Source organism: Pseudoalteromonas sp. MEBiC 03485, assembly GCF_004195145.1.
Classification (GTDB): domain Bacteria; phylum Pseudomonadota; class Gammaproteobacteria; order Enterobacterales; family Alteromonadaceae; genus Pseudoalteromonas; species Pseudoalteromonas apostichopi.
The window spans coordinates 3,519,943-3,544,110 of sequence record NZ_SGBT01000001.1 but is presented as its reverse complement, the minus strand read 5'-3'; the positions used below and the strand labels follow the sequence as shown (position 1 = coordinate 3,544,110).

General features: G+C 38.1%; 22 protein-coding genes. All 22 read left to right on the top strand.

Annotated features, from left to right (window positions below):
• Positions 1 to 2 precede the first annotated feature (2 nt).
• The 22 genes from EVU92_RS16280 to EVU92_RS16175 all read left to right on the top strand — a co-directional run bounded on the left by EVU92_RS16280 (position 3) and on the right by EVU92_RS16175 (position 24,106).
• On the top strand, positions 3 to 1,097 hold the full coding sequence (locus EVU92_RS16280; protein WP_130052105.1) for a flagellar basal body P-ring protein FlgI: 1,095 nt from the start codon (positions 3 to 5) through the stop codon (positions 1,095 to 1,097).
• A gap of 193 nt (positions 1,098 to 1,290) precedes the next feature.
• Complete coding sequence (gene flgJ / locus EVU92_RS16275) at positions 1,291 to 2,259, top strand: flagellar assembly peptidoglycan hydrolase FlgJ (protein ID WP_130052104.1); 969 nt, start codon at positions 1,291 to 1,293, stop codon at positions 2,257 to 2,259.
• Between the two features lie 13 nt (positions 2,260 to 2,272).
• The gene (gene flgK / locus EVU92_RS16270; protein WP_130052103.1) at positions 2,273 to 4,282 is read left to right on the top strand and encodes a flagellar hook-associated protein FlgK; all 2,010 of its coding nucleotides are present in this window, start codon (positions 2,273 to 2,275) and stop codon (positions 4,280 to 4,282) included.
• A gap of 2 nt (positions 4,283 to 4,284) precedes the next feature.
• Entirely contained in the window at positions 4,285 to 5,517 is a 1,233-nt protein-coding gene (gene flgL, locus EVU92_RS16265) for a flagellar hook-associated protein FlgL (protein ID WP_130052102.1), read from the top strand.
• Between the two features lie 347 nt (positions 5,518 to 5,864).
• Positions 5,865 to 6,824: a flagellin gene (locus EVU92_RS16260; RefSeq protein ID WP_130052101.1), complete on the top strand. Its 960-nt coding sequence runs from the start codon at positions 5,865 to 5,867 to the stop codon at positions 6,822 to 6,824.
• A gap of 431 nt (positions 6,825 to 7,255) precedes the next feature.
• Positions 7,256 to 8,218 (top strand): flagellin, encoded by a 963-nt coding sequence (locus tag EVU92_RS16255; protein ID WP_130052100.1) that lies wholly within the window; start codon positions 7,256 to 7,258, stop codon positions 8,216 to 8,218.
• Between the two features lie 162 nt (positions 8,219 to 8,380).
• The gene (locus EVU92_RS16250; protein ID WP_130052099.1) at positions 8,381 to 9,340 is read left to right on the top strand and encodes a flagellin; all 960 of its coding nucleotides are present in this window, start codon (positions 8,381 to 8,383) and stop codon (positions 9,338 to 9,340) included.
• A gap of 86 nt (positions 9,341 to 9,426) precedes the next feature.
• Positions 9,427 to 9,849: a flagellar protein FlaG gene (locus EVU92_RS16245; protein ID WP_130052098.1), complete on the top strand. Its 423-nt coding sequence runs from the start codon at positions 9,427 to 9,429 to the stop codon at positions 9,847 to 9,849.
• A gap of 25 nt (positions 9,850 to 9,874) precedes the next feature.
• On the top strand, positions 9,875 to 11,278 hold the full coding sequence (gene fliD, locus EVU92_RS16240) for a flagellar filament capping protein FliD (protein WP_130052097.1): 1,404 nt from the start codon (positions 9,875 to 9,877) through the stop codon (positions 11,276 to 11,278).
• Positions 11,279 to 11,318: 40 nt separating this feature from the next.
• Positions 11,319 to 11,747, top strand: coding sequence for a flagellar export chaperone FliS (fliS, locus tag EVU92_RS16235; protein WP_130052096.1), 429 nt, complete (start codon positions 11,319 to 11,321; stop codon positions 11,745 to 11,747).
• Positions 11,737 to 12,012, top strand: a complete 276-nt coding sequence (locus EVU92_RS16230; RefSeq protein WP_130052095.1) for a hypothetical protein — start codon at positions 11,737 to 11,739, stop codon at positions 12,010 to 12,012. The genes fliS and EVU92_RS16230 overlap by 11 nt, the downstream gene beginning before the upstream one ends.
• A complete protein-coding gene (locus tag EVU92_RS16225) occupies positions 12,005 to 14,110 on the top strand; it encodes a 6-hydroxymethylpterin diphosphokinase MptE-like protein (protein ID WP_130052094.1) in 2,106 nt (701 codons plus the stop codon). The genes EVU92_RS16230 and EVU92_RS16225 overlap by 8 nt, the downstream gene beginning before the upstream one ends.
• Before the next feature lie 16 nt (positions 14,111 to 14,126).
• Entirely contained in the window at positions 14,127 to 14,795 is a 669-nt protein-coding gene (locus EVU92_RS16220) for a class I SAM-dependent methyltransferase (RefSeq protein ID WP_130052093.1), read from the top strand.
• A 65-nt stretch (positions 14,796 to 14,860) separates the two neighbouring features.
• The gene (locus EVU92_RS16215; protein WP_205987935.1) at positions 14,861 to 16,177 is read left to right on the top strand and encodes a DUF4910 domain-containing protein; all 1,317 of its coding nucleotides are present in this window, start codon (positions 14,861 to 14,863) and stop codon (positions 16,175 to 16,177) included.
• 2 nt (positions 16,178 to 16,179) lie between these two features.
• A complete protein-coding gene (locus EVU92_RS16210) occupies positions 16,180 to 17,172 on the top strand; it encodes a GNAT family N-acetyltransferase (RefSeq protein WP_130052092.1) in 993 nt (330 codons plus the stop codon).
• Positions 17,173 to 17,181: 9 nt separating this feature from the next.
• Positions 17,182 to 18,486, top strand: a complete 1,305-nt coding sequence (locus EVU92_RS16205; protein ID WP_130052091.1) for an aminotransferase class III-fold pyridoxal phosphate-dependent enzyme — start codon at positions 17,182 to 17,184, stop codon at positions 18,484 to 18,486.
• Between the two features lies 1 nt (position 18,487).
• The gene (locus EVU92_RS16200) at positions 18,488 to 18,976 is read left to right on the top strand and encodes a GNAT family N-acetyltransferase (protein WP_130052090.1); all 489 of its coding nucleotides are present in this window, start codon (positions 18,488 to 18,490) and stop codon (positions 18,974 to 18,976) included.
• Position 18,977: 1 nt separating this feature from the next.
• The gene (locus tag EVU92_RS16195; protein WP_240701326.1) at positions 18,978 to 19,748 is read left to right on the top strand and encodes a glycosyltransferase family protein; all 771 of its coding nucleotides are present in this window, start codon (positions 18,978 to 18,980) and stop codon (positions 19,746 to 19,748) included.
• A 1-nt stretch (position 19,749) separates the two neighbouring features.
• Positions 19,750 to 20,787 (top strand): pseudaminic acid synthase, encoded by a 1,038-nt coding sequence (gene pseI / locus EVU92_RS16190; RefSeq protein ID WP_130052089.1) that lies wholly within the window; start codon positions 19,750 to 19,752, stop codon positions 20,785 to 20,787.
• Positions 20,788 to 20,792: 5 nt separating this feature from the next.
• On the top strand, positions 20,793 to 21,044 hold the full coding sequence (locus EVU92_RS16185; RefSeq protein ID WP_240701325.1) for an acyl carrier protein: 252 nt from the start codon (positions 20,793 to 20,795) through the stop codon (positions 21,042 to 21,044).
• Positions 21,031 to 22,593 (top strand): UDP-2,4-diacetamido-2,4,6-trideoxy-beta-L-altropyranose hydrolase, encoded by a 1,563-nt coding sequence (gene pseG / locus EVU92_RS16180; RefSeq protein WP_130052087.1) that lies wholly within the window; start codon positions 21,031 to 21,033, stop codon positions 22,591 to 22,593. Before EVU92_RS16185 ends, pseG begins: the two co-directional genes overlap by 14 nt.
• Positions 22,594 to 22,597: 4 nt before the next feature.
• Positions 22,598 to 24,106 carry a class I adenylate-forming enzyme family protein gene (locus tag EVU92_RS16175; RefSeq protein WP_130052086.1) on the top strand — a complete coding sequence of 503 codons (1,509 nt, stop codon included), beginning with the start codon at positions 22,598 to 22,600 and terminating at the stop codon, positions 24,104 to 24,106.
• Positions 24,107 to 24,168 lie beyond the last annotated feature (62 nt).

Sequence of the window (24,168 nt, the reverse complement as noted above, 5' to 3'; positions counted from 1 at the left end):
TCATGAATGGGTTTAAATACATCATCGCTCTTTGCTTAATTAGCCTGCAGTTTTCTGCACAGGCTGAGCGAGTCAAAGATGTATCTATGGTTGAAGGTGTTCGTGCAAACCAATTAGTCGGTTATGGTTTGGTTGTAGGTTTGCCAGGCACAGGTGAACAAAGCAGATTTACTCAACAGAGCTTTAAAGCCATGTTAAATGGCTTTGGTATTACTTTACCAGATAGCTTAAAACCTAAAATTAAAAATGTTGCAGCCGTTGCTGTTCATGCAGAGCTACCGGCATTCAGAAAACCAGGGCAAACCATAGATATTACGGTTTCGTCTATCGGGAGTGCAGGTAGTTTACGCGGTGGTACCTTATTACAAACCTTTTTGAAAGGGGTTGATGGTAATACGTACGCGATTGCACAAGGCAGCTTAGTTGTTGGTGGTCTAGGTGCTGAAGGAGCTGATGGTAGCCGGGTCATTATTAACACGCCAACGGTAGGTCGTATTCCAAACGGTGCCATTGTAGAGCGTGCTATTAAGAGCCCGTTTATGCAAGGTGACTACATTACATTTAATTTAAACCGCCCTGATTTCACAACGGCAAAACGCTTAGAGCAAACAATTAATGATTTAGTTGGCCCTGATAGCGCGCAGGCAATCGATGCAGCCTCAGTTCGTGTATTGGCACCGCGTGATGCATCTCAACGTGTTGCGTATTTGTCTACTCTTGAAAACTTAGAGTTTAAGCCGGCAGACACCGCTGCAAAAATTATTGTTAACTCGCGCACTGGTACAATTGTGATTGGTAAAAATGTGAAGCTGCAGCCTGCGGCTATTACGCACGGTGGTTTGACGGTCACTATTGCTGAGCAGCAAAATGTGTCACAACCAAATGCCTTAAGTGAAGGTGAAACAGCTGTCACAAATCAAAGCATTATTGATGTTAATGAAGATGACTCACGTGCTTTTGTATTTAACCCAGGTGTTAATCTTGATGATCTCGTTCGAGCCATCAATGAGGTTGGAGCCGCACCGGGTGATTTAATGGCGATTCTAGAAGCTTTAAAAGAAGCGGGGGCGATAAACGGGCAACTGGTTATCATTTAAATTAAAGCGCGCTTTCGAGCGCGTTTTTGTTTCTAGTAGTTATTAAATCATTTAGCTCACAGATATCAGTCAAATCTTTGTTCTGAAGTTACTTCATTCCACTATCAGTTATTAGCTATTCATTTATAAAGTTTTTTATTGGCGCAATTTTTGCATTTTATTTTTCATTATTAACTATTGTGTCAAAAAGCTGATGGATACTAATCATCTCGACAAGCAAAACTTTTTTGATTTAGGTAACTTAGACTCATTACGTCAAAGTGCTTTGAAAAGTGATGCCTCTAGCGATGCGTCAAAAGAGGCGCTGAAAAAAGCGGCGGCACAATTCGAGTCTATCTTCACTCAAATGCTTCTTAAAAGTATGCGTAAAGCAAATGAAGCGTTTGAAGATAAAGACAGCCCATTTAACTCAAGCGGCGTTAAGTTTTTTGAAGAGATGCATGATCAACAAATGTCGGTTGAGCTTTCATCTAATGGCTCGCTCGGTCTAGCTGATTTGATAGTGCAGCAGCTTTCGCCTGACGGTAAGAAATTTACTCCTGGTTCTGTGCTTAGAACCACTGCTGACTTTGATAGTGATAAACGGGCAAGCGGTGTGGTTGATAGCAAAAATGATGTTAAGGCTGAACCGCAAGCTGTCGCAGATACAACAGCAAACGAGCAAACAGAAAACCGCTTTGAAGATGTGGAGTCTTTTATTAGCTCTGTTTGGGAGCACGCAAAAAATGCTGCACAGAAGATTGGTTTAAATCCTGCTGTGATGGTTGCTCAAGCAGCCCTTGAAACAGGTTGGGGTAAACACATTATCAGTAAAGCTGATGGCACAAGTAGTAACAACTTATTCAATATTAAATCGGATACGAGCTGGCAAGGTGATAAAGCGAGCAAAGTCACGCTTGAGTTTGAACAAGGCGTGCCAGTTAAAAAGCAAGCAAGTTTCCGTTCTTATCAATCGATTAAAGACAGTGTTAACGACTTTGTGGATTTCTTAAATGAAAACCCACGTTATCAAGAAGCACTCAATAATACTGCAGAGCCTGCAGCCTTTTTAGATTCGTTACAAAAAGCAGGTTATGCAACTGATCCAAATTATGCCGATAAAATTAAGCAGGTATTGAAGCGTGTTGAGCTTCAAAGTGTCGCTGCTTCATTGGTACGTTAAGGAGTAGACCCTGATGTCATTTAGCTTATATGACATAGCAAATGCCGGTGTAAGAGCTAACTCTGAGCTTTTACAAACCACCAGTAAAAACATCGCCAACGTTAATACCGAGGGTTATGTGCGTGAGCGTACTGAGTTCACAACCATGATCGACAACCAAGTGGGTCGTGGTGAAACGTATCGCTTACTGAATGAATTTGCGCAAAAGCAATTAAATAGAGATACCTCTAATAAAGCATTCTTTGATCAGTTTGTAACTGAAGCAAGCCGAGTAGACAGCTTGTTCTCAGAAGAGTCAAACAGCTTATCAACGAGTGTCAATTCGTTTTTTAACAATGTACAAGAAAGCTTAAATCAACCGTCATCAACAGTAGCTCGTTCACTGGTCATGACTGATGCACAAAACTTAATTGATCAAATGGACAGATTATCGAGCATTGTGGTTGACCAAAAAGCAGTGGTAAATGAGCAACTAGAGATTTTTTCTGAAGAAGCAAATAACCTGATCCAAAATATCAGTGATTTGAATACTAAGATTGCGTCGGTTCATGGTACTGATCGTGAGTCAGTATCAAGTGGTTTATACAATGAACGCGATAAAGCGATTCGTGACTTATCTGAGCTGATTGATATTGAAACCCTTGATGGTAATAACGGCGAAAAGCAAGTGTATTTAGGCTCAGGCCAAGCTCTTGTCATGCAAAGTGGTACATTTAACTTGTTTTCATTCAGTGGCGATCCTGATCCGAACTTTAAAGAGCTGAAACTTGATGTAAACGGTGGCAAAGCTGTGCCGCTTGAAGTTGATGTGAGTAAGTTGAAAGGCAAAATAGGCGGATTATTGGCATTTCGTGACGACATTTTAGTGCCAGCGCAAAACCAGCTAGGTCAAATGGGGTTAGCGTTAGCTGATGCCTTTAACCAACAAAATAGCTTAGGTATGGACGCTAATGGTGAAATTGGTGGTGATATTTTTGCTATTCCAACCGTTGATGCGTTCGGTTATCAAGCCAACACGGGCACATCAACAATGACGGCAACTCTTGAGCCAGGTAAAGGCAGCGAATTGCCAGCAAGTGATTTTATCGTTACTTATACCAGTGCTACGACTGTTGAGATTCAGGCAATCGATAATAAAGGCGAACCAATTGGCACCGCGTCAACAGCGAATGTGACAGCAGGTGTGATTGATTCATCAACCATCACTGGCGGCGAAGCGTTTGGTTTACAGCTCAATGTATCGGGTGCTGCCAATACCGGTGACCAATTTATGGTTAAGTTGAACTCTCAGGCTTCTACGAGCCTAGAGCTTGCGACGGAACGCCCTGAAGACTTAGCATTAGCATCACCTATTCGAACTGCGAACGATATTAATAACACCAGTGACGCAAGTATTTCTGCTGGTACAGTCTCAGATATTGATAACTCAACGGGTATTACCGTAGGCCCACCACCTAGTTTGGCGAATGGCGATATCACGTTAGTGAAAACGGCGAATGCTAACGAATATCAAATCACAGATGGCAACGGCACATCAACGTTTACTATTACACCACCTGCTGAGAATATTCTTGCTCAAGCGGGAGCACCTTATGATGCTTATGGCTTCGATTTTAATATCGAAGGCTCTCCAGCTACAGGAGACACTTTCACACTTGAGTTTAACACTGGTGGTTTTGATGATAACCGTAATGGTTTGCTATTGGCTGATTTACAAAATGGTGAACTAGTTCGTCAAAATGTTGAAGCAAGTAGTACTGCTGATAATCATAAAACCTTTAATCAAGCATATTCTGGAATTGTTACTGATATTGGTGTTGTGACTAGTCAAGCTCAAACCAATGGCGCAGCCTTTACAGCATTGGCTGATCAATCAGAAGCCTGGTATGAATCGCTATCAGGTGTAAACCTTGATGAAGAGGCGGCAAACTTACTGCGTTTTCAACAATCGTATGCGGCATCTGCACAGGTACTTTCAACAGCACGTACTATTTTTGACACCTTATTAAGTGCGGCGAGGTAATTATGCGTATTTCAAATAACATGATGTATAAGAATAACCTTAACTCTATTCTTAACTCACAGCAAAATGTAAACAAAGCACAAGAGCAGGTTAATACCCAAAAGCGTGTATTGACTGCTGCTGACGATCCTTCAGCAACGGCTCGCGCTTTACTTTATAACGATCGCATTCAGGGTAATGAACAGTTCACAAAAAATATCACTATGTTGAATAGCCGCCTGACGACAGAAGAAAGTGTGCTGCAAAATATTAAAGGTGCACTTGAGTCTGCTTATACTTTATCTATTCAAGCAGGTAATGGTGCCTATAGTGATATCGACCGTGAAGGTATTGCTGAAGAAGTTAAGGCACTACAAAGCACCGTTCTTGATTTAATGAATGCAAAAACCGAAGATGGTAAGTTTATCTTTTCGGGCTATCAAGATAATACCCCTTCTTATAGTTACAATAGTACGTCTGGTCGCTATGAATATGGCGGCGATCAGGGGCAACACAAAATCAAAGTGGCTGAAGGTGTAGAAATCAAATCGAGTGACAATGGTTTTGATACATTCGAAAAAGTAAATGCGCGCCTAAATGTGGCCTCAAACGACGGCACTGTGTCTGGCGGTATCACAAGCTCGAAAATTTATGTGACTGAGCAAGCTGATTTTGATAAATTCCATCAAGCAAATTACAACGCTGATCCTGCCGCCGCTGCAAATGCTAATACACTAAGCTTTATTACTACAACAGGGACACCTAATACTTATGTGGTACAGCAAGCGGGTGTAACAATTGACAGTGGTAGTTTTGAAGATGGTAAAATCGTTTATAAAGGCATGGAGGTTAGTATTGAGCCTGTTGCAAATGGGCAAGTTGATGTTGATCTTGAAGCGCCACAAAAAGAGAATGCGTTAAATACTTTGGATGACCTGATAGCAGGACTAACCAATCCTAATTTAACTCAGGAAGAGTTTGATCAAGTTTTAGCGGATGCCATTGTACAACTCGATAATGCCAAAAATCAGATTTCACTTGTACAGGCAGGTTTGGGTGGCCGCTTAAATACAGCCAAGAAAATTGAACAATCAAACGGTGACTTAGATACTAGCAACAAAGCTGCAAAAGCCGAGCTTGTTGAGCTTGATATGGCTGAAGCGATTACTGAACTTACCAAACAGGAAACATCACTGCAAGCTGCACAAGCAACATTTGGCCGTTTGGCTAACCTTTCATTATTTGATTATTTATAATTTGCTAAGGTTAAGCTTAGTTAATAAGCTTAACCTACAAAACCTACCTTAAGCTTCCCACTTTAAAAGTGCTTTTAGCTCACTCTTTATTGTATTCTTACTCTCATTAACACATCGTGATAGCGGCTTTCAAGGTAACCAGGAGCCATGTTTAGTTAAAAAGATAAAGTATTTCTTTTTTAAATACAGTGCATTAAATAAAAATTTAAAAATTGTTTAAAAATTCACTAAAGGATTTTTTGAGCGGACCGATAACTTAATTAACCAAGCAGAGTAACAAATAACAGTTACCGCTTAATTAGAGTAAGTTTAAGAGTAAATGATAAGTTTACTTCGGGAGAAATATCATGGCACTTTATGTAAATACAAATGTTAGTTCATTAAACGCACAAAGACAATTAATGAATTCTGGTAACTCACTTGATACTTCATTCAAGCGTTTATCATCTGGTCTTCGTATCAACAGCGCAGCTGACGATGCGGCTGGTCTACAAATTTCTGACCGTTTAACATCACAAATCAACGGTCTTAACCAAGGTAACCGTAACGCGAACGACGGTATCTCGCTAGCGCAGACTGCTGAGGGTGCACTAGACGAAGTAACCTCAATGTTCCAACGTATGCGTACATTAGCTCAACAAGCGGCAAATGGTTCTAACACAGATGAAGATCGTTTAGCACTTCAAGAAGAAATGCGTTCATTATCTGCAGAAGTTAACCGTGTTTCAGAAGATACTACTTTCGGTGGTCAAAATTTACTCGACGGTAGCTATAAAGCAAGTTTTCAAGTTGGTGCTGACGCAGTACAAACGATTGGGTTTAGCATGAAAGATGTAGGTGGAACTGCAAACACAATTTCAGCTGAAGGTGGTTTTACATTATCAGGTATTGCAAGTATTGCGTCAGCAATCTCTAATGAGTCACTTAGTGCAGCAGCAGATGGTGTAAGTGCGATAAGTGAAGCTGCTAACGCATATACCTTTGCAGGAACATTCATTGCTACAGCTATTAGTGTTTCATCGCAAGCGAATGCTCAAGCTGTATTAGCTGGTATGGATTCAATGATTGCGGTAGTTGATAAAAAGCGTGCAGAATTAGGTGCGGTACAAAATCGTTTTCAATCTACAATTCGTAATCAATCGAATATCTCTGAAAACTTAAGTGCTGCACAATCTCGAATTAAAGATACCGATTTTGCGCAAGAAACAGCGAACTTAACTAAGATGCAAATCTTACAACAAGCAAGCCAAACAATCTTGAGTCAAGCTAACCAACGTCCTCAAGCTGCATTAAGCTTACTAGGTTAATAGTTGGGAATTTGAGTTAAAGTGAAGTCAAAACTTTGACTTAAAGAAAAGCGCCTTTGTCTAATGGGGTATTAACAAAGGCGCTAAGATAGGATTATAAAGCGGAGGCGCTCAAAATCCTGACAGTAGTGTTCTAACATTTGTAAGAACATAAAATACAAAGCACAAATTATGCCATAATTCGTGCACTAGAACCCACTCTTAAACTTATCTCTCTTAAGGCTCCTATAAATGGAGCCTTTTTTCATTACTTTTTTATCTCAATTAATAGTTGGCCTATTAATTGCTCTATTTACTTCAAGTTAATTAACTAATCAGCAAAGTGGCAGTTTTTTGCCCTAGGCGACTTAGAATTGCCGCTGTAAGGGTCACTTTGTCAAGTTCACTTTTAAAAAGTGGCTTTACTTTGACAGATAAGAAGAGAGTATATTATGGCTTTATATGTAAATACTAACGTTAGTGCACTAAACGCACAAAGACAACTAGATAGAACCGGTGGTGATTTAGATACCTCGTTTAAGCGTCTTTCATCAGGTCTACGTATTAACAGTGCGGCTGATGATGCTGCTGGTTTACAAATTTCTGACCGCCTACAATCACAAATTCTTGGTTTAAATCAGGGTAACCGAAATGCCAATGATGGTATTTCACTTGCGCAAACTGCAGAGGGGGCGATGGATGAAATTACATCGACTTTCCAACGAATTAGAACTCTATCACAACAGGCTGCAAATGGCTCAAATACAGATGAAGATCGTTTAGCTATCCAAGAAGAAATTAGGCAATTATCTGAAGAAGTAAACCGGATTGCCCAGGATACTACTTTTGGGGGTCAGAATTTATTAGATGGTAGCTATTCAGCAAGCTTTCAAGTGGGAGCTGATGCAGTTCAAGCGATTGGCTTCAGCATGCAAGATGTAGGAGGGACAGTAAATAGCCTTTCTGCAGAGGGGGGGTTTACATTATCTGGAATTGCAAGTATAGCCTCAGCAATTGCTAATGAATCTTTAAGTGCAGCTGCTGATGGTGTCAGTGCAATAAGTGAGAGCGCTAATGCTTATACTTTTTCAGGTACTTTTATTGCGAGTGCAATCAGTGTTTCATCACAAGCAAATGCTCAAGCTGTGTTGGCAGGGATGGATTCATTAATTGCAGTAGTAGATAAAAAACGTGCTGAGCTGGGAGCTGTGCAAAACCGTTTCCAATCAACAATTCGTAACCAAGCCAATATTTCAGAAAATTTATCAGCTGCAAAATCACGAATTAAAGATGCCGACTTTGCTTTAGAAACAGCTCAATTGACTAAAAATCAAATTTTACAACAAGCAAGCCAAACAATTTTAGGTCAAGCAAATCAACGACCTCAAGCGGCTCTAAGCTTGTTACAAGGCTAAAATTTAAAAATTAGTTAAAAAATTTACAAATAAAGCTAAAGCTTTCGTTTTATCAGACGATAACTGACTTAGAGAACTATCAATCTAGGACTCTATGTCGGTTAAATAGCAGGGTAGGGGTATCCCGCTGTTTAGCTATAAAATGATAAAGCGGAGGCTAATATGGCTTTATATGTAAACACAAATGTGAGCTCTTTGAACGCACAACGCCAGTTAATGAATTCTGGAAATGCACTAGATACATCTTTTAAGCGTTTGTCATCAGGCATGCGTATTAATAGTGCAAGTGATGATGCTGCAGGTATGCAAATCGCCAACCGATTAACAAGCCAAGTTAATGGTTTAACGCAAGGTAATCGAAATGCGAACGATGGTATTTCACTTGCGCAGACAGCTGAAGGTGCACTTGATGAAGTAACATCAATGTTCCAACGTATTCGTACTCTTGCACAACAAGCATCGAACGGTTCAAATACAGATGAAGATCGCTTAGCACTTCAAGAAGAAATTCGCTCTTTGTCTTCAGAAGTAAATCGCGTTTCAGAAGATACTACCTTTGGTGGGCAAAATTTACTTGACGGTTCTTATAATGCAAGTTTCCAGGTTGGTGCTGACGCAGTACAAACGATTGGGTTTAGCATGAAAGATGTAGGTGGAACTGCAAACACAATTTCAGCTGAAGGTGGTTTTACATTATCAGGTATTGCAAGTATTGCGTCAGCAATCTCTAACGAGTCACTTAGTGCAGCAGCAGATGGTGTAAGTGCAATAAGTGAAGCTGCTAACGCATATACCTTTGCAGGAACATTCATTGCTACAGCTATTAGTGTTTCGTCGCAAGCGAATGCTCAAGCTGTATTAGCTGGTATGGATTCAATGATTGCCGTAGTTGATAAAAAACGTGCAGAACTTGGTGCAGTACAAAACCGTTTCCAATCAACAATTCGTAACCAATCTAATATTTCTGAAAACTTGAGTGCAGCGAAATCTCGTATTAAAGATACAGACTTTGCCCAGGAAACTGCGAACTTGACTAAGATGCAAATCTTACAACAAGCTAGCCAATCAATCTTAAGTCAAGCAAATCAACGCCCTCAAGTAGCACTTTCACTACTAGGCTAATATTTGTTTTATAAGTCACTTCAGGCTCAGGAAATTTGCTTCGAAGTGGCTTATACTTACCGAGTAAGATATTAAGAGGTGTTACTATGATAGATCTTAATTCAACGCAAAGGTCTAATGAAAACCTTAATACTGGTGGAAATTCTGCAAATTTAAAAGCTGAAATTGATGATATTAAAGCAAATAAAGGCACAGAAATTGCTAGTAGAGAGCCCGTGGATATTGAACAAGTTTCAAAAAACAATGAGCGAAAAGATAAAAAAGATCTAATTGCCGAAGTAAAACAAAACCTTGAAAAACTCAATAGCTATATCCCAGTTACATCAACAAATCTAATTTTTGAATTTGATGAAAAGGGAGAGCCACCCATTATCAAAGTTCTTGATAAAGAAAATGACGAAGTAATTCGAGAAATTCCAACAGAAGAATTTCGTGAAGTGGCTAAAGCTTTAGAAGAGTTTGCCGATAAATTAAGCAATAAAGGTTTGTTGTTCGATAGAACAGCATAGCAATTAGTCTTTTAGGAGTATTACTATGGCATTAATTACATCTGCTGGGGTTGGTTCTGGACTTGATCTGGAAAGTATCATCAGTGCGACATTGTCAGCTGAGAATACCCCTAAACTACAAGCGCTCGCTGAAAAAGAAGAGTCTTTACAGGTAGAGCTTTCTTCTCTAGGCGAAGTGAAATCTGCAATGTCTAAGCTGCAAGATACAATAGAAAAATTGGCGGATATTGATAACTTTAATAAGCGTATTGCGAACATTAAGCAACCGACCAGTGATGACGGCGATCTGATATCAGTAACACCAACATCTGATATTTCACCTGGGGACTTCAATATTGAAGTGGTTGAACTCGCTCAAGGTAGTCGAGCTACCTCAAATGCAGGTCTATTTACTTCAACTGATGATGTTGTCACCGCTTCTGGTGGAACTTTATCTTTTGCTGCTGGAGATAAGAGTTTCGACTTAACACTCGATGCGGGTGCAACGCTTGCTGATTTACGTGATGCAATTAACGATTCAAACGATAACTTTGGCGTTACTGCGAATATCATTAACACGGGAACAGAATCAAAGTTAGTCCTCACATCAAATGTCTCAGGGGCAGGTAATGATTTAGTTATTACTAACGATACAGCTGAACTTGATAATGTTTCAACACTTGCTAACGATGGTGTGACTGCTGGTGGTATTGCAATTGCAGCCGGTGATGAAGCTAAAAGTGCAGAAATTAAAGTCGACGGTATTTCGATTGTCAGTGATACTAATACCTTTAAAGATGCTGTACAAGACATGACAATTGTTGCAAAGCGACAAAGTGTTGACGGTGAAACTGCAAAGTTATCTGTAGACGTAGACACTGAAAGTGTTACGACTTTAGTCGATGAGTTTATTGCGAACTATAATAATCTAATTGGTCAAATTGGTTTACAAACGCGGGTAGGTAAACCACTAAATGCAGATTCAACAATCCGTTCATTCGATTCTCAATTAATAAATGCACTTTCAACACCTATTACGGATGCTGGTCCATTTTCAAGTATCTTTGATATCGGTTTAGGTGTTGATAAAGATGGTTACTTGGAAAAGTCTAGCCTAGTCCGTAGCTTAAATGAAGCTATGGATGAGAATTATGACGATGTTGGCAAGGCTTTTGCAGGTGAGAATGGGATAGCAAAACAGTTAGAGTCTCTTTTTGACAATTACTTAGACTCTAAAGGAATCATGAACCAACGAGAAACTAACTTAAATTCTCAACTTGATGACCTAGAAGATGATGTTATTAATCACGAATATAGAATGGAAGAGTTAGAAGCAAGGCTTCGCCAGCAATATGCTGGCTTAGATGTGTTGTTAGCGCAAATGCAATCAACTCAAACGTACTTAAGTGCTCAATTATCGAGTCTCCCTGGCTTTACTAAGTCGTCTTAATGGTAATCGTTGGTTTTTTGTTTGAATTGAAAGGTGAAATATGTACAACGCGAAAGTTAAAAATTATCAAAAAGAGGCCCTCAAAACACGAGTTGCTGGTGCAGACCGTTATGAGATTATTCAAATGTTGATGGCCGGCGCTATTGAAAAGATGGTACTAGCTAAAGTTGCTATAGAAAAAAAACATTATGAAGCAAAAAGTGAGCATTTATCTAAAGCATCAGCTATTTTAGAAGCATTAAGAGGTTGTTTGGATTTTGAAGTGGGCGGTGAAGTAACCGAAAATCTATACTCACTTTATTCTTATATGATTGATAGGTTGTTAGATGCGAGCATAAAAAATGATGTTGATATAGTAGTTGAGGTTTCTAATCTCCTTAAAGAAATAAAGTCAGCATGGGATGCTATTCCGCATGATGTTCGTGAAAAAACACTTTTGGATAATGGTGTAGACGCAAATGTTGGCTAAATTTGATAAGCTTTTTCATGAGTTTGAAACACTTATAGACACGAAAAACTTTGAGAGGCTATTAAATGTAGATAAACAAATCGAAATATTGTTTAAAGAATCAGTTGAAAGTGGGTGTTTTAAAAATTCAGAAGAATTACGGATTATATTAGATAAACATCAAGATCTAACTAATCAGGTATCAGCGTTAAAAAAATCAACGTTTGAGCAGTTAGCACAGTACCAAAAAAATCAAAAAAACTTGAAGAAATACCAAAATGTCTGACTCATATAGAACAATGAATTTTAAAAATTTTGATGATATTCAAAAAAAGTTAAAAAACCTCGAAGAAAAAGAAGAAAAAGAATCAATATTTGTCAATAAAGCTAATGATCTATTTAAAAAAAATATATCTTCATTACAAAAATATTTCCCTGATATTGCAACTAAATTTGCTTCTCATCAGCCTTCTGATAGGTTCAACTTATTTCTGAATGAAAATGGTTCTGCAAATATAGTTGACTACGCAACAAAGGTGCCTATCTATAATAGTGAACCTCTCAACCAGGTCGTAGAGCAGGTTCAAAAATCAATCGAATCGCCTATTTTAACAAGCATAAACTATTCATCTCTGGTGCATTTAGAAAATGATGCTGATTTTGTACATGTTGACTTAATGAAATCGATTGGTGAATCTTATTTAGCATCTTTAAAAAACCTTAAGCTTGGAACTGATCTAAGTAATAAGATTCCTAGTGTAGTTATTTTTGGTGTCGGCTTAGGATACCATTTATCTTTATTATTTGAAAAAGTAAATGCTGAGTTTATAAATATATTTGAACCAGAGGAGGACTACTTTTTTGCAAGTTTGTTTACTTTTGACTGGGCATCATATCTAGGTAAAGTTGATGCATGTGGCGCTACTTTGTATTTAAGCATAGGTTTATCAGATGATGAAACTTATCAAGCTCTATTGAATAGAACAAAAAACCTTGGTCCCTTTACTATTGCAAATTCATTTTACTTTCAGCATTATCCTTCATTTAAAATTAATTCGTTAATTGATAAATTAAAAAAAGAGTTTCATCGTATCTTTATGGGGTGGGGCTTTATTGATGATCAACTTATGGGTTTAGCTCATACAATTGGTAATGATCAAAAAAAGATACCACATTTTTGTGCAGATAAAGTTACTAGCCAACCTTATAAAAATATGCCTATTTTCATTATAGCAAATGGGCCATCCCTCGATAATGACATAGAAGTAATCAAGCAGTTAAAAGATCAAGTTTTAATCTTTTCATGCAATTCAGCTACTACTGCGTTATTAAATAACGGAATTAAACCCGACTTTCATATTGCCTTAGAACGTACAAGAGAAACATTTGATTTTTTAAACTTTTATCTGGATGAAGAAATTAGGAAAAATATTAACTTACTTACATTGAATGTGATGCACCCGGAAGTTGCAGACTTATTTAAATGGTCTGGAGTTGCTTTAAAAGGGCGTGAGGCTGGAACTTGTCTATATCAAGTATCGCAAATTTTATCTCATCTTGAACCAAGTCCAACATTAGCTTTTTGTAATCCTCTTGTGGGCAATCTTGGGTTAAGTTACGCTTTATCCTTAGGTTTTAAAGACTTATATTTGTTTGGTATGGATAATGGCTACATTACTCCTGAAAATCACCATTCAAAATTTAGTATGTATTATAATAATGAAGGTGAGGCTATTCATAACCCCATTACAATGGGCAATGAATTTGAAGTGCAAGGGAATTTTCGAAATGTGGTATTGACAGACCATTTCCTTTATACAGGAAAAAAGCAAATCGAAAACTTATTGCAATCATATGAGGGCAAGGATATATCTTGCTATAATTGCAGTGATGGAGCAAAGCTAGAGGGAAGTACAGCTTTAGAATCAGATAATATAATTATTAATCATGATTATAAAAAAGAAGATGTAATAGATTATATTTGTAATGAGTTGTTTTCACCATCAGTTACAAGTTTAGAACTTGATAAAAACTTATTTTTTGAAGAGTTCTCTAAGCTATGTATTGAAATGGCTGATATTTTGAAACCTAATCCTAGCTCAGTTACTGAAGCAATTGAGCAAGTTATATATCAATTTAGATACTTAACCTGCCTAACAGAAAGTCAATATTCCCATCATTATTTATTGTTAGAGGGAGAAGTGCTCTATGTAAACTCTGTCATTGTGAACTTATTATTTTCATACAGCGAAAATGATAATATTTTAGAGTGTTATGAGAAAATTAGAGTTATTTGGTGTGATTTTTTAAGAGAAGCCCCTAATTTATATATAGATAAATGGAATAAGTATAGCGAGCATGTTTTCGATACATCAAACTTGTAATATAAATGGAGAGAATATGAGTTCTATTTTACATTGGGATAATCTTTACAGAGAAAATAAGCACTTGTCTATCTGGCCTTGGAGCAATCTCGTTAGCCTGTGCTTGCGCTTTAGTCCACTAAGCTTAGCTGATGATGAATTTAGTGTCCTTGAAGTCGGTTGTGGCGCCGGCGCTAATATCCCTTTCTTTTTAAGCTACACCAACAACTATTATGGTATTGATGGTAGTGAACATATCATCTCGAAATTAAAAGATACGTTCGCACCTGTAAAAAAGAACTTTGTAGTTGGTGATTTCACTGAAGCTCTGCCATTCAAAAATCAGTTTGATTTAGTGGTTGATCGTGCAGCTTCGACTCATAATAATACGCAAAGTATTAGAAATTATTTATCTTTGGCTCATAGTAAGCTAAAAACGGGTGGATTACTTATTATTTTAGACTGGTTTAGTACTCAACATTCAGGTTTTAACGAGGGCAAAGCTTGTTCAGTTGATTATGTTCGAAGTGATTATTTTACTGGACCGTTTGCTAATGTAGGTGTCGTACACTTTTTTGATAAGCCGCTGATTACGGAGTTGACCAAAGATTTTGAATTACTACATTTGGAACATACTCAGGTGGAAATAGAAGGCAATGATTCAGTCTCAGCTAGTTGGAGTCTTGTTCTTAAAAAAAATTCATGAATTAATTTCGCTATTAATAAGTGATACGCGTCTTATTACTAGATGAGCTAATTATATTGGTGCATATGATAAATTTAGAAAGTAAAAATGAATTGGGTTTGAAAATGCATCAATGGGCACACACGTTGTTTCCTATTTGTAGAAGCATTCTAGGCCCAGGTGTTAGAGAAACATTGAGTTTTTTACAGCATCAAATACCTGATTTGGAAGTTCGGAGGGTTAAAACGGGTACTCAGGTATTTGATTGGACAATACCGAAAGAGTGGCATGTTAAAGAAGCTTACATTGCAGATCTGGATGGAAATAAAGTTATTGATTTTGTTAATAGCAATTTACATTTAGTTGGGTATTCAACGGCTGTCAATTTAACAATTTCTCGGGATAACTTATTACCTCATCTTTATTCACTACCAAACTTACCTAATGCAATTCCCTATGTTACATCTTATTACAAGGAAAGGTGGGGTTTTTGTGTTTCTGAACAGCAAATGAAAGAATTTGTTAAAAATGAGTATAAAGTTGTAATTGATTCTGAGTTTATCGACGGTGAGTTAAATTATGGAGAGCTTTTAATTAAAGGTGAGAGTGATAAAGAAGTATTGATATCTACTTATATATGCCACCCATCAATGGCAAATAATGAGTTGTCAGGACCTGTAGTAACTACTGCTTTAGCACAGCTAATTAATGATCTAAAAAATCGTTATTACAGTTACCGAGTTGTTTTCGTACCGGAGACTATAGGCTCAATCAGTTTCATACATGCCAATATAAAAAAATTAAAAGAGAATGTTGTAGCTGGTTTCGTACTCACATGCATTGGTGATGAACGTGCTTATTCGTATTTATCTTCAAGGAGTGAAAATACTTTATCTGACAGAGTCGCAAAGCATGTACTTTTTCATCATACACAGGACAATTATAAGTCTTACTCTTTTCTTGATAGAGGAAGTGATGAGAGGCAATATTGTGCACCTGGTGTCGATTTACCTATTTGCTCAATCATGAGAACTAAGTACGGTGAGTATCCTGAATACCATACATCTTTAGATGATCTTAATTTAGTTACTCCTGATGGATTGGCTGGAGGGTTAGAAGTCGCTTATAAATCGATATTACTTTTAGAGCATAATAAATATTATAAGGTATCTGCCTACTGTGAACCTCAACTTGGTAAAAGGGGGCTATATCCTACTTTAAGTAAAATGGATGAAGATTATGCTGATGTACGGACATTACTTAATTTTATCGCTTACTGTGATGGAAAAAGAGATTTAATATCTATTGCTGAGAAAATAGGTGTGGATGCATTGAGTTTAATCCCTACTATACAAAGGTTATTAAATGAAGGGTTATTGTTAATGGGTAATAAAGAATTTTAAAAATGGCATCTTTAGATAAATATCAGCTTGAAAAAGTTCAGTTAGGATATGAATGGGATGAGTTTGTTGAATCATCCAAGTTTGGCTCTCCGTTTTCCTTAAGTTACTTCCTTAATGCTCTATCAAGACCAATTCATTGCTATTTTTGTAAAAAAGGTAGTGAAATTGTTGCGGGAGTTGTTTTAATTCTGTCTGATGATGAGAGAGAAGTTACGGGGCACGGACTAGCTGTTTATGATGGAATCATCTACAAAGATTTCCCTCAATTAAATAATGCTCAAACAAATTCAGAGCAGTTTAAAGCTCAGCAGTTCATTGGTGAATCTCTAATAAAACTATACAAACGATTACGTTTTACTTTGAATCCGATGATTCAAGATATAAGAGCTCTATCTTGGATAAACTACCATTCTGAGTTGGCAAAATTTACATCTCAAGTTAATTTTTCATCACAAGTTGAATTAAATGAGTTCAGAAACAAACATGATTTTAGTGATTACAAATTGTATAAAGAAGCATCTGTATCAAGGCGACAAGAAATTCGTTATGGGTTTAAAAAGGGTGTAAGCATTGAGCTTAGCAAAGATTACAATGCGTTTATTGCATTTTATAAACTAACGATGGAACGCCAGTCAATAGAAATTAATAAAAGTGATGAAAATGTAATATTGGCTCTGTTATTGGCGTTAGATGCTCATGGAATAATAAAAATGTTCAAAGCAGTTGATAAGGCAGGGAAAGTAGGTAGTTATGCTGTTTATCTCATAGGGTTCAATAAAATTGCATATTATTTGTTTGGTGCAAATGATCCGAAGATGAGAGATGCTCACACAGGGACTGCTGTAATATGGCAGGCTTTAACCTATCTAGCTGATTATGGAATGGAGCGACTTGATCTTGAGGGGATTAATAGCCCTATGAGAGGATGGTTTAAATTAAGCTTTGGGGGAAGTGTTGTTCCTTATTTCAGACTTAACTATGACAGTGAAGGTTAGAATTTTAAAATGAGTAAATCACATCTAACAATTTGTAAGGCTAAAAGTATCATCCCTGGCTTAACTCAATTGCTTTCTAAGCGACCAGATATGTTTAGCACCAACATTTGGCCTGGGTATTTTGCTAAATCAAAAGGATGCCAAGTTTGGGATCTTGATGGTAATGAGTACCTAGATATGTCTATTTCTGGTATCGGCGCAAATATTCTTGGTTACGCGGTAGATGAAGTTGATGATGCGGTAATTAACTCTATTCGCAATGGGGTTAGTTCTAGCTTAAATTGCCCTGAGGATGTTGAGCTTGCTGAGAAGTTATTAGAATTACACCCTTGGTCTGAAGAAGTTAGATATGCCCGTTGTGGCGGTGAAGCAATGACTGTCGCAGTGCGTATTGCACGAGCAGCAACAGGTAAAGATAAAATTGCTTTTAGTGGTTATCATGGATGGCATGATTGGTACTTATCAGCCAATGTTACAAGTAATAGTAATCTTAACGACCATTTAATTCCTGGCCTTTCACCTAAAGGTGTTCCAAAAGCGCTAGCAGGAACAGCACTCCCTTTTCCTTTTAATGATATCGAAGCGCTAGAGCAGTTAGTTGCTGAAAATGGTGAAGAGCTTGCAGCTATCGTGATGGAGCCAATGAGAAATTTTGCCCCATCTGAAGAATACTGGCAGCAAGTTGAGGCCATTGCAGCACGATTAAATATCCCATTAATTATTGATGAAATATCTATGGGCTTTAGGATCAACTGTGGCGGATCGCATTTGAAGCTGGGTATTAATCCTGATATCGCTGTTTTTTCTAAGGCAATGGCTAATGGCTATGCTATGGCTGCCGTCATAGGCAAGTCTAAATGGATGGATGCAGCACAAACTAGTTTTATATCTAGCACTATGTGGACTGAACGAGTAGGGCCTACAGCTGCATTAGCAACGATCAACTATTACGAGCAACACCAAGTCCATGAGCATCTAGCCGTAATCGGTGCAAAAATTAAGGATGGCTGGCTAAGTTTAGCGCAAAAGCATGGCCTTGAAATTCATGTTTCTGGTATTGATGCTCTTTGCCACTTTAGTTTAAAGAATGAAAACTTTTTGACGCTTAAATCTTACTTTATTGAGAAAATGTTAGAGGAAGGTGTATTAGCAACTAATATGTTTTACTGCATGTATGCGCATAAAGAGCACCACGTTGAGACTTATTTAAAAGCGGTTGATAATGCGTTTTCGGCCATAGCCGATGCGATTGAAAACCCAGAGTTACTGGCACATGTTATTCCATCAACCTCGGGCTTTAAAAGGCTGAATTAAGATGAACTTACTGACTTCAAATAGGTTTAAACTAAGATACCTAGAAGCGGCTGATGCATCTGCTAAGTATTTAAACTGGTTGAATTCAGGTGTTAGCGAATTCATCCTAAATAAACCAGAGTCTAACAGTGGCCTTGTTGCATATATTGAAGAGCAGCTTGCAGATAAAGATGTGTATTTTTATGGCATTTTTACTCTTGATAGTGATGAGCATATTGGAAATATTAAGTTTATCATCAAAGGAAAAAGCCGCGATTGTGTTGAAATGGGTATTCTGATTGGTGAAAAAGCGTGGCATGGCAAAGGGGTTGCAAAGGAAGTAATTGAATGTTTTGCAAGCCATGCAAAGCAGCAATTAGGTATTACTAAAATGCAGCTTGGTGTTGACTCAGCAAATACTGCTGCCGTTTCGGCTTATTATAAAATAGGTTTTAAAGTTGTAGATGATGGTCGAAATGATGGCGGTCTAACAATGTTATGGGAGTTTTAAGTTGTTGAATACTTTTACTGAACAGCTTGTTTCAAAGCTTCTGAACAACGATTTTTATATTGTAATTCAAGCTAGAATGACGTCATCTCGTTTACCTCAAAAGGTAATGCTACCTCTTGGAACAAAGCCAGTATTAGAAGTGATGCTTGAAAGATTGGCTCCTTTTAAAGAGAAGATCATTATCGCGACAACAGATGATGGCACTCAGCGACCGATCACTGAATTGTGTGAACGACTGGGTGTGAAATACGTTGAAGGTGACACTAACAATGTATTAAGTCGCTATTACCTAGCTGCACAGTCTGTAAAGGCAAACTCAGATACTGTGATTGTTCGTTGTACCAGTGATTGTCCTCTTATTGATTTAACTGAAACCGCACGTGTTATAGACCACTTCTATAGTGTGCGCAGTGAGTATGATTATATTTCGGCTGGCCCTCACTGTGGTTTTCCTAATGGTTTTGATACAGAAGTGTTTACATTTGAGGCGCTTAAATCAGCCTTTGAATGCGCAACAGAAGATTTTGAAAAAGAGCATATGACGCAATATATTTGCAGAAATATGAAAGTGGCTGACTATAAGAACATCGATGATTTCAGTCATTGGCGTTTAACTTTAGATGAGCCAGCTGACTATGAGTTAATTAAAGCCATTTATAGCTTATTCGATTACCGTACTGATTTCACATTTGATGAATTAAAACAAATGCTAAGCTCTCATCCTGATATACTTAAGATCAATGAGCACGTAGAACAAGTTCAAGTTGGGTAAAATGTTTAAGAAAGAATTTAAAATAGCTGATACATGGGTAGGGCACGATCACCCTTGTTATATCATCGCTGAAATGTCAGCTAACCATGGTCAATGTTTAAATAAAGCTAAAGAGTTAGTTCATGCCGCTCATGAAGCCGGTGCTGATGCGATTAAGCTACAAACTTATACCGCAGATACTTTAACCATGGATTGTAAACTTCCGCACTTTGAAGCGACGGGACCATGGCAAGGTCAGTACTTACATGATTTATACAAGACAGCCTATATGCCTTGGGATTTTCATGCGGAACTGTTTGAACTATCAGCAAAACTTGGACTTACTTGTTTTTCATCACCATTCGATAAATCGGCAGTCGATTTATTAGCACAATTAGATGCACCAGCCTATAAAATTGCTTCACCTGAACTAATTGACCACCAATTAATTCGTGATGTAGCCGCTACTGGTAAACCCGTAATTATGTCTACAGGTGGTGCGACGTTAGTTGAAATTGCTGAGGCGGTAAAAGTCGCTGAAGATGCGGGTGTTACCGAACTTGCATTGATGAAGTGTACAAGCACTTATCCTGCTCCTGCAGAGACTATTAATTTGCGAACTATCCCACATATGCAGCAGGCTTTTGAATGTCCGGTTGGTTTATCTGATCACACACTGGGAAATGATGTGCCACTGGCTTCAGTTGCCGTCGGTGCATGCATGATAGAAAAGCACTTTGTATTAGATAAAACAGATAATACTGCAGATAGCTTTTTTTCAATGACGCCATCGGAGCTTCAGGCCCTTGTCCATGGAGTGAGACAAATTGAAAAAGCACTGGGCAAAGTTGATTATCCATCTGTTGCCTCAAAAGCACATCGCTGTGTTTACATTATCAAAGATATTAAAGCTGGAGAGCAGCTGAGCCCTGAGCATTTAAGACAAATGCGTCCTGGGGGCGGTGAAATTATGCCAAAAGAGCTGCCAAACCTTATTGGACGAACAGTTAATAAAGAATTACGTTGTGGTACCCAATTGTCTTGGAGTGACCTAAAGTGAGCGATATGAAACAAGACTTAATCCAATCGGTCCAGCAATTTTTATTAGAACGCGGTGTATTTGTTGAAGATGCTGACATTGCTGAATATGACTTTGTAGCTGCGGGAGCGTTAGACTCATTTGAGATACTGAGCCTTATTATGAGCTTAGAAACTGAATATGGTATCGCTGTTCCTCCAGAGTTAATGGTCGATAGTGAAAATGCAAAGGTAGGAAATTTAGCGACTGCGTTAGTGAAGTTAAATGATAGCAATTAGAGTCGATACACTATGTGGCTTGGGTCACTTTATGCGTTGTAAATGGCTCGCGTTAGAGTTGCAATGTTTAGGTGAAGAAGTTGTTTTTTTAGTCGATACACAATTGTCGCATCATTTAACTAAAGAACTCGGAAATATACATTTATTACCCTATGCAAAAACACAGATAGAAGATGCGGCTAACTGTGTTCAGCTTTTCAACGAGCAACAGCTCATTATTGATAAATTAATTATTGATAGCTATCGTTTTGATATTGAATGGGAATCAGAGATGGCTAAACATGTGCCATCGATTATTGCGGTTGATGATCTTGAAAGAGATCATTTAGCAGAGCTGGTTATCGATAGTAAATGGAATGCTGAAAAGACTTCGTCGCGTTATCAAAGTACTGCACTTGAATCACAACACTTTTTACTTGGTCCTGATTTTTCGATGCTGTCTAGGGCTTATCGAAACTGCGTGCAAACAGAGCGCTCAAATAAAGAGCTTATGTTTTCTCTCGGCGGTGGTGGCGATTGGAAACAGCTTACTGAAATCATACGATTAATTCTTGAAACAGCGCCAGAGTATAAAGTTAATCTAATTATAGGCCCTAATGCTACATCCGTTACTCAGCTACATGAGTTAGCTTTAGGTCACTCACAATTAAATTTAATTGCAGCACCTAGTTGTTTAGCAAACTACTATAAAAGCTGTACCTTGTTTGTTGGCGCTTTAGGCACGTCCTTGTATGAGCTGGCTGCGACTAAAACCCCTGCGTTAACGTTCTCAATCGCAAAGAATCAAGAAAATCAACAAGCTGCATTAGATGATTTGGGGCATTATTTCCATATCGCAAACTTAATTGACTATCCGCCAGAACAGGTTTTAAAGCTAATTTTAGCAATGCTACAAAATATAGAACGTATCCACCTAATGCGTGAAAACGTTGCGGTAAAAATTGATGGCGAAGGTGCAAGTCGTGTTGCTAAGTTAATTACTTCAGAACTCGCTTCTAGCCAGATTACTCAAGCCAATAACAATCTAATTGCAAGCCAGTATCAGCATTTAACCGACACAATCACGTTAAGGCGAGTGGTTGATCAGGACATAAACCGCTATTTGGCAGCGAGAAACTTACCGAACAATGCTTGGCGAATGACGATCACAAAAGATATCGATCAACTTGATCATTATTGCTGGTGGTTTGCTAATCGACGCGACTCTTATGTTATGGAAGTGAAAGGCAAGCCGTTACTTTACGTTTGGCATCAATTGTATGAAATAGAACAGCAAAATTATTTAATAGGTGGCTGGTTTGCAGCAAGTGACGATGTTAATTTTGCCCATGCTCAACTAGTATTAGATTGGCAACTAAAAGAGACTGAGCAAACATACCCAGATGCAATGTGGGTAGCCGTTATTAATAAAGAAAATAAGTTTGTAAATTTGCTTAATCAGCGAGCAGGATTTAAATCTATTGCAGGGGATGCGAAAAAAATGGCAGTGACCCAACATTTATTTCCAAATGCTTCGATTGATGATTTTAATTTTGTAGGAAAAGGGTGAGTAGGTGGATAAAGGTATTTATGAGTTATTTGCTACGAATGTCGCTAACACTCCCACTAAGGTAGCTGTCGTTTTTCAACAGCAAAGCGTAACGTATGATGAATTAAATCAGCAAGTTATTAAGCTTACTAGCCACTTTTTAAAACAAGGTGTTACGCAAGGCCAACGTGTCGCAATATTTGCACCTAACGGTATTGAATTTATTGTTTCGCTGCTGGCAATCGCTAAATTAGGTTTAGCCGCTGTGCCGTTACCTGTTAGCTTAAAAGGGCTTGCTCTGACCGTTGCTCTTAAGAAAACCCCTGTTGCTAAGGTGATTGCTTGGCCGACCATTAGCAAATCACTTCTTGCAGATAATCTTATTGAAGCTGAAAATTTAATAACATTAGGCCAAAGTGTTGCTAATGAAACAAATTGGCTTTGTGTTCAACAAGCTCAAGCAGAATGCTTTTTTACTGATGCGATTGATACGCAAGCACCTTACATCTTAACCATGACTTCTGGTTCTACTGGTCAACCTAAACCAATAGTGTTGAGCCAAGCATGTAAAGTAAATAGAGCATTTGATGCGACCATAAACTACTACGGATTAACGTCCGATGACGTTATTCTCGTAGCGACTCCTATGTACCACTCGCTAGCTCAGCGTGGTGTGCTAATGCCTTTGATGCTTGGTGCAACAACGGTTGTATTACCAAAGTTTAATTTGAAGCTATGGCTACAAGCAATTGAACAGCACCAAGTGAGTTTTTTATTTGCCGTTTCATCTCAATTAGTAAGCTTAATTCAAAACGGTGTTGAAGGGCATGATTTGAGCTCTTTACGCTGCCTAGTATCCTCTTCGGCGGTATTAGATAAAGAGAGTAAACAAAGCTTACTTTCTTTGCTTAGTTGCCGCTTACACGAGTGTTACGGTGCTTCAGAGGTTGGTGTTGTGACTGATTTCGCTGTATCAGAACACCCTGAATTGAGCGGCAGTGTAGGCAATGCTCTACCATTTGTCACTGTGAAAATTACCGATGAGCATGGCCAAGAATTAGCTGCAACTGAAGTTGGAGAAATTTGTTGTAAAACAACAACCGGGTTTAGCGGGTATCATAAATTACCGGAAAAAACGCGAGAAGCTTATTATCTTGGTGATTTTTTCAAAACCGGTGATTTAGGTTACCTTGATGAGCAAGGCTATTTATATTATGTCGGCCGTAAAAAAGAGTTGATCTCAAGCGGCGGAATCAATGTATACCCTCAAGATATCGAAGCCGTTATAAAAATGCATCCGGACATTGAGGATTGCGTGGCTTTTTCAATTCCAGACTCTCAGTTTGGTGAGGTAATAAAAGTTGTTTATACGACGCTCTCGTCATCAGTAAATGAAACAGAATTAAAGAAACTGTGTTTACAGCAATTGACTGATTATCAACAGCCTAGAGTGTTAGAGCAAATTGATAGTTTTGAAAGAAGTAGTTTAGGCAAAATTCTTCGTCAGTTGGTCAAAGAAAAGTATTCGCAATAGTTCAGTACCAAGCAAACTATTTTAAGTTAAGCTGATTTGTGAATTAAATAGTTAAAGCGATG

Excerpts from the sequence above, each read along its gene's own strand:
- EVU92_RS16250 (WP_130052099.1), top strand. The coding sequence starts at position 8,381 with ATGGCTTTATATGTAAACACAAATGTGAGCTCTTTGAACGCACAACGC.
- EVU92_RS16220 (WP_130052093.1), top strand. The coding sequence starts at position 14,127 with ATGAGTTCTATTTTACATTGGGATAATCTTTACAGAGAAAATAAGCAC.
- flgK (WP_130052103.1), top strand. The coding sequence starts at position 2,273 with ATGTCATTTAGCTTATATGACATAGCAAATGCCGGTGTAAGAGCTAAC.
- EVU92_RS16255 (WP_130052100.1), top strand. The coding sequence starts at position 7,256 with ATGGCTTTATATGTAAATACTAACGTTAGTGCACTAAACGCACAAAGA.
- EVU92_RS16230 (WP_130052095.1), top strand. The coding sequence starts at position 11,737 with ATGTTGGCTAAATTTGATAAGCTTTTTCATGAGTTTGAAACACTTATA.
- EVU92_RS16200 (WP_130052090.1), top strand. The coding sequence starts at position 18,488 with ATGAACTTACTGACTTCAAATAGGTTTAAACTAAGATACCTAGAAGCG.
- EVU92_RS16185 (WP_240701325.1), top strand. The coding sequence starts at position 20,793 with ATGAAACAAGACTTAATCCAATCGGTCCAGCAATTTTTATTAGAACGC.
- EVU92_RS16210 (WP_130052092.1), top strand. The coding sequence starts at position 16,180 with ATGGCATCTTTAGATAAATATCAGCTTGAAAAAGTTCAGTTAGGATAT.
- fliD (WP_130052097.1), top strand. The coding sequence starts at position 9,875 with ATGGCATTAATTACATCTGCTGGGGTTGGTTCTGGACTTGATCTGGAA.
- EVU92_RS16205 (WP_130052091.1), top strand. The coding sequence starts at position 17,182 with ATGAGTAAATCACATCTAACAATTTGTAAGGCTAAAAGTATCATCCCT.
- pseI (WP_130052089.1), top strand. The coding sequence starts at position 19,750 with ATGTTTAAGAAAGAATTTAAAATAGCTGATACATGGGTAGGGCACGAT.
- flgJ (WP_130052104.1), top strand. The coding sequence starts at position 1,291 with ATGGATACTAATCATCTCGACAAGCAAAACTTTTTTGATTTAGGTAAC.
- fliS (WP_130052096.1), top strand. The coding sequence starts at position 11,319 with ATGTACAACGCGAAAGTTAAAAATTATCAAAAAGAGGCCCTCAAAACA.
- EVU92_RS16280 (WP_130052105.1), top strand. The coding sequence starts at position 3 with ATGAATGGGTTTAAATACATCATCGCTCTTTGCTTAATTAGCCTGCAG.
- EVU92_RS16260 (WP_130052101.1), top strand. The coding sequence starts at position 5,865 with ATGGCACTTTATGTAAATACAAATGTTAGTTCATTAAACGCACAAAGA.
- EVU92_RS16225 (WP_130052094.1), top strand. The coding sequence starts at position 12,005 with ATGTCTGACTCATATAGAACAATGAATTTTAAAAATTTTGATGATATT.
- flgL (WP_130052102.1), top strand. The coding sequence starts at position 4,285 with ATGCGTATTTCAAATAACATGATGTATAAGAATAACCTTAACTCTATT.
- EVU92_RS16245 (WP_130052098.1), top strand. The coding sequence starts at position 9,427 with ATGATAGATCTTAATTCAACGCAAAGGTCTAATGAAAACCTTAATACT.
- EVU92_RS16215 (WP_205987935.1), top strand. The coding sequence starts at position 14,861 with ATGATAAATTTAGAAAGTAAAAATGAATTGGGTTTGAAAATGCATCAA.
- pseG (WP_130052087.1), top strand. The coding sequence starts at position 21,031 with ATGATAGCAATTAGAGTCGATACACTATGTGGCTTGGGTCACTTTATG.